Below are 5,168 nucleotides of genomic sequence, written 5' to 3' on the forward strand. Positions count from 1 at the left end.
TCAAACCGGGCGGACTGCCTCAGACCCTCCGTAATGCCAGCATCTACGAGTACCTTGCGGACACGCTGATAACGAACATCGAGCAGCCTGGCGACTTCCGTACGGAGGTAACCGGCGCGGATCAGCGCACGGATTTTGTCGGATGTTGTCCGGCAATCGCGGATCACCTGGTCAGCTGGCTGTCGCTCCATATCGCCTCCCTCTACATATGATAAAGGACATTATCATATATAGTGAAGTATCCGAAGCGCGGATCGCGCAGGCCCTGATCACCAGCTGGCTTCCGGCCAGGCCGGAACCCGTTCAGACAGAAACCGCTCTTTCTTTCACGCTCCGCTCAAGGTGCAGGCTTCCAGGTCATTTTCATCAAAGACGGTTTCACAGACGGCATAAGGCGGGCCGTTAAACCATGATGTGTCATCATAATCCGAAATCCTGATGGCGATAATTGTCCGGGTCCCGATATCGGTGCAGCGCCAGACCCCACCATCATTTCTGAATTCACATCCGACAGAGAAATCCGCGTGTTTCATCCGGCCAGCCCCAGAAACAGTGCCAGTGAGCGGTTCACGCTGACCATGGCGGCATCATCGACATGCCCGAAAGCGGGGCCCGCTTTGTCAGCTTTCACGGTCATGGGCTTGTCCAGCATGATCTGGGAGGGCCTGCGCAGGCCGTTGACCGCAGAAGGCTCCAGGGTCAGGCGCAGTAGGGGTGCATCGATGATGGTTGAGGTAAGCGGCAGGATCACGACCGATCCCAGCCCGGTAAACTGATCCGCCTGGATGACGAGGGCGGGCCGTGGTTTGCCATAGTCTCCCTGCAGGGAGACAGTCACCAGATCCCCGCGCCTCAAGTCCAGTCGTCCAGGTCAGACAGGGCGGCGTCCATGAAATCCGACAGGTCAGTATCGTTCTGGTCGGCTGCCGCGACAAGTGCTGCCTGGCGGCGGCATTCAGCGGCAAAGCCGGGGCGGCGTGTGTCCGGCACCCAGATCTGCACGGGCCGCAGTCCGGCGGCGCGCAAGGCATCGCGGCGCTTCTGAACACGTTCTGAAGTCGGTGTTGGCATGATTACGTCCTTTCGCGTTACATGTAACATGACTGGCGGAAGATTTCAATCTGTCGGAGCGGATATCTGAAGGGCTGTGCAGATCAGGCGCTTGTCAGTGGCGTAGCTCAGACGGTGGAGCAAGGACCGGATCAGCGCGACCTGGCCGGCGCTCTCCACCAACGTCCGCTCTCATCATCATGCAAGCTTTTAGCGTAAAGCTTTTGTGGTTGCCGCCCGTAGTGCAAGAAGTTTTTGACCCTATTGGCGTGTGATCGAGTGCGAACTTTTGTCAGGCCTTAAGATGCGGCACTTCCAAAAGCCGCGGGCCGGGATGGTGATCAGCGGATCAGGTCCAAATCTCGCATGCGTGCTTGCAGCACTAAGCTTTAGCCTGGTTTTCCCAATCCGGATCTGTTCGATCGTTTTGCCCATTCAGGCACTGATCAGCAGGTGTAGCTTTTCTATCGAAAAAGGGCGATGATGCGAGATGGCTATGAGAAAGAGCGTGAGATGGCTTGGAAAGGCATCGGCGACGAATCCACACCGAAGAATGATAGCGGTGCCGGGGTTAGTTTAAGAGGGCACTCTTGAGTGCGCTGGCTCAACAGTTAACGCGTGCACCCTGCCCAAAGTGTGGTGGAAATCGCAATTGTTTTGTGCGCGGCATGCACTCAGAAACTGTCGACTACACAGAGTGCTCGGGACAAGTCTACGACTGCACAACAGGTTATGTGCTGCAATGTTGCGGCTGCTCAGGCATATTTTATAGGGAACAGTTCTACTTCTCGAAGGAGACAGAGGAGGTTTACGATCCGTCAACTGGGGACGTTCAACTCGCGCAAGTCACACATGATCGCTATTGGCCGACAGCGGAAGCTAGGGCTCGCCCCCCTTGGTTCTCACAGTTGTCGGGCACCGATCCTCGGCTAAAAGACCTGATGACAGAGCTTTACACCGCTCTCGACAACGGCCTTGTTGTCCTAGCAGGTATCGGTGTCCGAACTTGCTTTGACCGCGTTACCGAGCTTGTCGGAGTAGACACCGGCCTATCATTTGCTCGGAAACTGGGAGCGTTGCTGGAGGATGGGCGTATCGGCGCCACTGAGAAAGAAATTCTCGCTGCACTGGTCGATGCAGGCAGCGCCGCCGCACATAGAGGCTGGTCACCCTCATCTGACGACTTGCGGACGATGATGGACGTACTGGAACAGTTCATACACAGAACATTTTTTTTGCGAAGCGAGAGCGAGCAACTTAGGGGGCGAGTTCCAGGCAGAGGCCGCAGCTGATGCGGATCAAACTTCCCGCAGCATCGAAACAAAGAGAAGGTCAGGTTCTCGCGAAGCTGATCTTCGATGTGGGGGATGTCGAAATTTTCTGCGCGGCTGCAAGAGCCAAGGGACTCGAATTCTGCGAGGTGCATAAGGTCGATGGATACGCTTTTGCGCATGCCAAAGACCCATCAAAAAATTCCAGGCAGGTATCGAGGGGCGTCTTTGCTGCGTCATATAAAGCAATGGGCAAGGTTATAGTTTGTGTTTTATAGTCATATAATAAAGGGCTTAGATGGATACGACAAACAGCATTCCTGAAATTTGTGAGCTAGAGATTCGAATAAATCAACCTGAGGACAGGGATGGAGAGCTGCGCTGTATTGCTGAGTTCAGGCTTTTCAGAGGGGATATCCCAATCGGCGATGAAGAATGCCAGATATCAATCTCCAAAGCGGTGATTTCAGTTGAGTTAGAGGGCTTATCACCCGCCCCAGGAACTAGGTACGGGGAGCCTCGGAAAAGTAACGCAGTTTCCATCACAAAGAGTATTAGGAAACAAACCAGTAGCGGAAGTAGATTCGAGGCGGGCGGGTGCCTGAGCGGCGACTTTTCGGCCAATGTTACTGTCGGTGGTACTATCCACGGTTCCTCTGAGGCTGACACGGCCATCGAAGTAAGCGACAACTTTGTGCATCTGCGCGTCCGAGCGCTGCCCAACCTGAGATGGGAAGTCAGCGAGCCGGATGGCGTTCCTCTTGACGGTACATATTTAGAGGGCGACGATTTAGTAAGGATGCAAAAATCAGATCGAGCCAACCGGGCATCGTTTCGTGCTTGGGTCACTGTGAAACAGCGCGATCTTGATATAAAGCAAATAATATCGGACGCATCGTCACGAACGTTCTTCGGTAGGCTGAGCACTAACCAACGGCGACTCCTAGACATTTTCATCGCAAAGTCCCTAAGTACGGCCTTAAACTGGGGTAAAAACTACCGAGGTGAGATTAAACTTTCTGAACATTTCAGCGAGGTGGCGGGTGAGGAATAAAGCAAGCGTTGCCGAGATGTTGTCCAGCTCGGACCTCCCCGACGTTTTCGAGGCAATAGCCGGTACAACGGGCGGCTTCTGCGATTTGGTCAAGTTACTGCGACTCGACCCATCTCAGGACTTCGTATTTAGTAACTTGCGTGAGGTTGACTTCTCGAATGCTGACCTGCGCGGATTCGATTTTACTGGTGCCGACCTGCGTGACTGCTACGGCACAGATGTGATTTTCGATGATACGACGATTTTGGAGATGGCTGATGTTCAGGGTTCCTGCTTCGCAACATATAGGCGGGAACGCCTGCTATTTCTTAGCAAGCGCGGTGCCAGCATCATGTATGAGGCGCTTAGGGTTGGCGATCCATATGAAGTATCAAATTGGATACATTCGCGCTTGGCAGACGGCTTGGATCGTCACCCTATATTACGGAAGGCAGACGACGAAACCGTCACAATATTGTGCCAAAAATTGCTAACAGACGAAATTGACCTGACGAAGAGGGCTGACCTATTTTATAACCTCAGGGGCATCACACGTTCGCCTGAAAGTTTACGAGAACTGCTTTTAGATGTGCTGGCGCGTCACGTCCGCAACACCCCTGTGATGCAAAAGTTCATATTCATTGCAGGCAGCATGTATGGTGGCGATCAGCTCGTCGGTCAGGCCCTGTTGACACTGACGAAAGCCCAGAATGAACAGGTAAGGGAAACAGCGTTCCTTACTCTGTCGCGAACGAGTTTCTTTTTGTCAAACTTTGCCCAACTTCGATCATCATTTATGAACGATGCCAATCGAAATATCAGGCAACGACTCCTCATGACTTCCGCGCTTTCTCTCGACCGCCGAAGCTTAAGCGTGATCAACCTCAACGCATCCTTGTCTGACGTATCTATAAACAACATCTTGGATTACAATGAGCTGCTTGTCGAGGGATTAGCTGCCCAGATAGCGACTACCCTAAAGCAGCGGGCATATGAAAACGAGCGGCGCATAAAAGGTGAAAATCCTTCAGACTCTAGCAGGAGAGGAGCCATCTCCGTTAAGGACGCTACGATGGTCATAGCACGCCAGGAAGAGGTTCTTTGTGCTACTCCCGTTATCAAGTTATTTTTCGCAACTGACCAGCCAGAAAGATATAAGAAAGCACTCGCCCGCCTGAAATCTAAAAACGCGGATCATAGGCGTAAGGTTGAAGGGCGCATCGCCCATGGAATGGCGCGGAAATAAAATGAGGAAGTATCGCTATCAATCGATAGCCGCTCTCAGGTTGATTCACCGACCATAACTCTCGTTTGTGGAGTAACGCAATCCCTCTCTTCTGGCGTTACCAAAAAAGCTCTTTCAAAACCCAAGCAATTGTCGAAGGTTATCGTGATAGCGACATCCGTTCTGCCTGTGCCCATCGTTCATCTCCTTTGCTGCACATTACGTGTTCAAAGGAGTGACACCAAACCGCGACAAGTCCAGAGTAAACCCAAAGATTCTGCGGCTCAGCTGTCCTAAGAGCCGCTGCTCAACTGGTGCTGCAGCGAAAAGATTACCTCATACTACACACCTTGAAGGCTTGGCATCCGACCGGCGTTGTTGCAGAACTCTGTATGCGAAGGATTCACATCGTGAATCCATGCGGTTAGAGGGGGTGCATGAGCAAGCCTACACCCGCCCGCAACCGCACGACGAACTGGTCCAGCTACACGGCTTCGCTTCGCAAGCGCGGATCGCTACTGATCTGGCTGGACAAGGAGATGACCTGGCTCGCGCCTCATGACGGCAGCCCAGGTCGCCCCGCGGTGTT

The 5,168-nt window shown here is 53.1% G+C and carries 7 protein-coding genes and 1 pseudogene; 6 read left to right on the top strand and 2 right to left on the bottom strand.

The genetic code is table 11. From position 1 onward, the window contains the following. The coding region (locus tag PUT78_RS22915) for a hypothetical protein (RefSeq protein ID WP_274354327.1) at positions 1–212 on the top strand (212 nt) is incomplete at its 5' end. 317 nt (positions 213–529) lie between these two features. Here the strand turns inward: PUT78_RS22915 and PUT78_RS22920 are convergent. Then, the gene (locus PUT78_RS22920) at positions 530–856 is read right to left on the bottom strand and encodes a type II toxin-antitoxin system PemK/MazF family toxin (protein WP_274354542.1); all 327 of its coding nucleotides are present in this window, start codon (positions 854–856) and stop codon (positions 530–532) included. Further along, positions 853–1,071 carry an antitoxin MazE family protein gene (locus PUT78_RS22925; RefSeq protein WP_274354543.1) on the bottom strand — a complete coding sequence of 73 codons (219 nt, stop codon included), beginning with the start codon at positions 1,069–1,071 and terminating at the stop codon, positions 853–855. The genes PUT78_RS22920 and PUT78_RS22925 overlap by 4 nt, the downstream gene beginning before the upstream one ends. 920 nt (positions 1,072–1,991) lie before the next feature. Between PUT78_RS22925 and PUT78_RS23950 the strand changes: the two genes are divergently transcribed. The 5 genes and pseudogenes from PUT78_RS23950 to PUT78_RS22945 all read left to right on the top strand — a co-directional run. Then, positions 1,992–2,342, top strand: coding sequence for a DUF4145 domain-containing protein (locus PUT78_RS23950; RefSeq protein ID WP_420793558.1), 351 nt, complete (start codon positions 1,992–1,994; stop codon positions 2,340–2,342). Further along, positions 2,342–2,599: a hypothetical protein gene (locus PUT78_RS22930; RefSeq protein WP_274354544.1), complete on the top strand. Its 258-nt coding sequence runs from the start codon at positions 2,342–2,344 to the stop codon at positions 2,597–2,599. Before PUT78_RS23950 ends, PUT78_RS22930 begins: the two co-directional genes overlap by 1 nt. A 20-nt stretch (positions 2,600–2,619) precedes the next feature. Further along, positions 2,620–3,375: a hypothetical protein gene (locus PUT78_RS22935; RefSeq protein WP_274354545.1), complete on the top strand. Its 756-nt coding sequence runs from the start codon at positions 2,620–2,622 to the stop codon at positions 3,373–3,375. Positions 3,376–3,391: 16 nt separating this feature from the next. After that, the gene (locus tag PUT78_RS22940; RefSeq protein ID WP_274354546.1) at positions 3,392–4,600 is read left to right on the top strand and encodes a pentapeptide repeat-containing protein; all 1,209 of its coding nucleotides are present in this window, start codon (positions 3,392–3,394) and stop codon (positions 4,598–4,600) included. 416 nt (positions 4,601–5,016) lie between these two features. After that, a pseudogene (locus PUT78_RS22945) lies at positions 5,017–5,168 on the top strand (IS5/IS1182 family transposase); the annotation flags it as partial.

Source organism: Roseinatronobacter alkalisoli (assembly GCF_028745735.1).
Lineage (GTDB): Bacteria > Pseudomonadota > Alphaproteobacteria > Rhodobacterales > Rhodobacteraceae > Roseinatronobacter > Roseinatronobacter alkalisoli.

What these genes read in the sequence shown, in the direction of transcription:
- PUT78_RS22925 (WP_274354543.1), bottom strand. Translation starts at nt 1,071, where the DNA reads ATGCCAACACCGACTTCAGAACGTGTTCAGAAGCGCCGCGATGCCTTG.
- PUT78_RS23950 (WP_420793558.1), top strand. Translation starts at nt 1,992, where the DNA reads ATGACAGAGCTTTACACCGCTCTCGACAACGGCCTTGTTGTCCTAGCA.
- PUT78_RS22930 (WP_274354544.1), top strand. Translation starts at nt 2,342, where the DNA reads ATGCGGATCAAACTTCCCGCAGCATCGAAACAAAGAGAAGGTCAGGTT.
- PUT78_RS22935 (WP_274354545.1), top strand. Translation starts at nt 2,620, where the DNA reads ATGGATACGACAAACAGCATTCCTGAAATTTGTGAGCTAGAGATTCGA.
- PUT78_RS22940 (WP_274354546.1), top strand. Translation starts at nt 3,392, where the DNA reads ATGTTGTCCAGCTCGGACCTCCCCGACGTTTTCGAGGCAATAGCCGGT.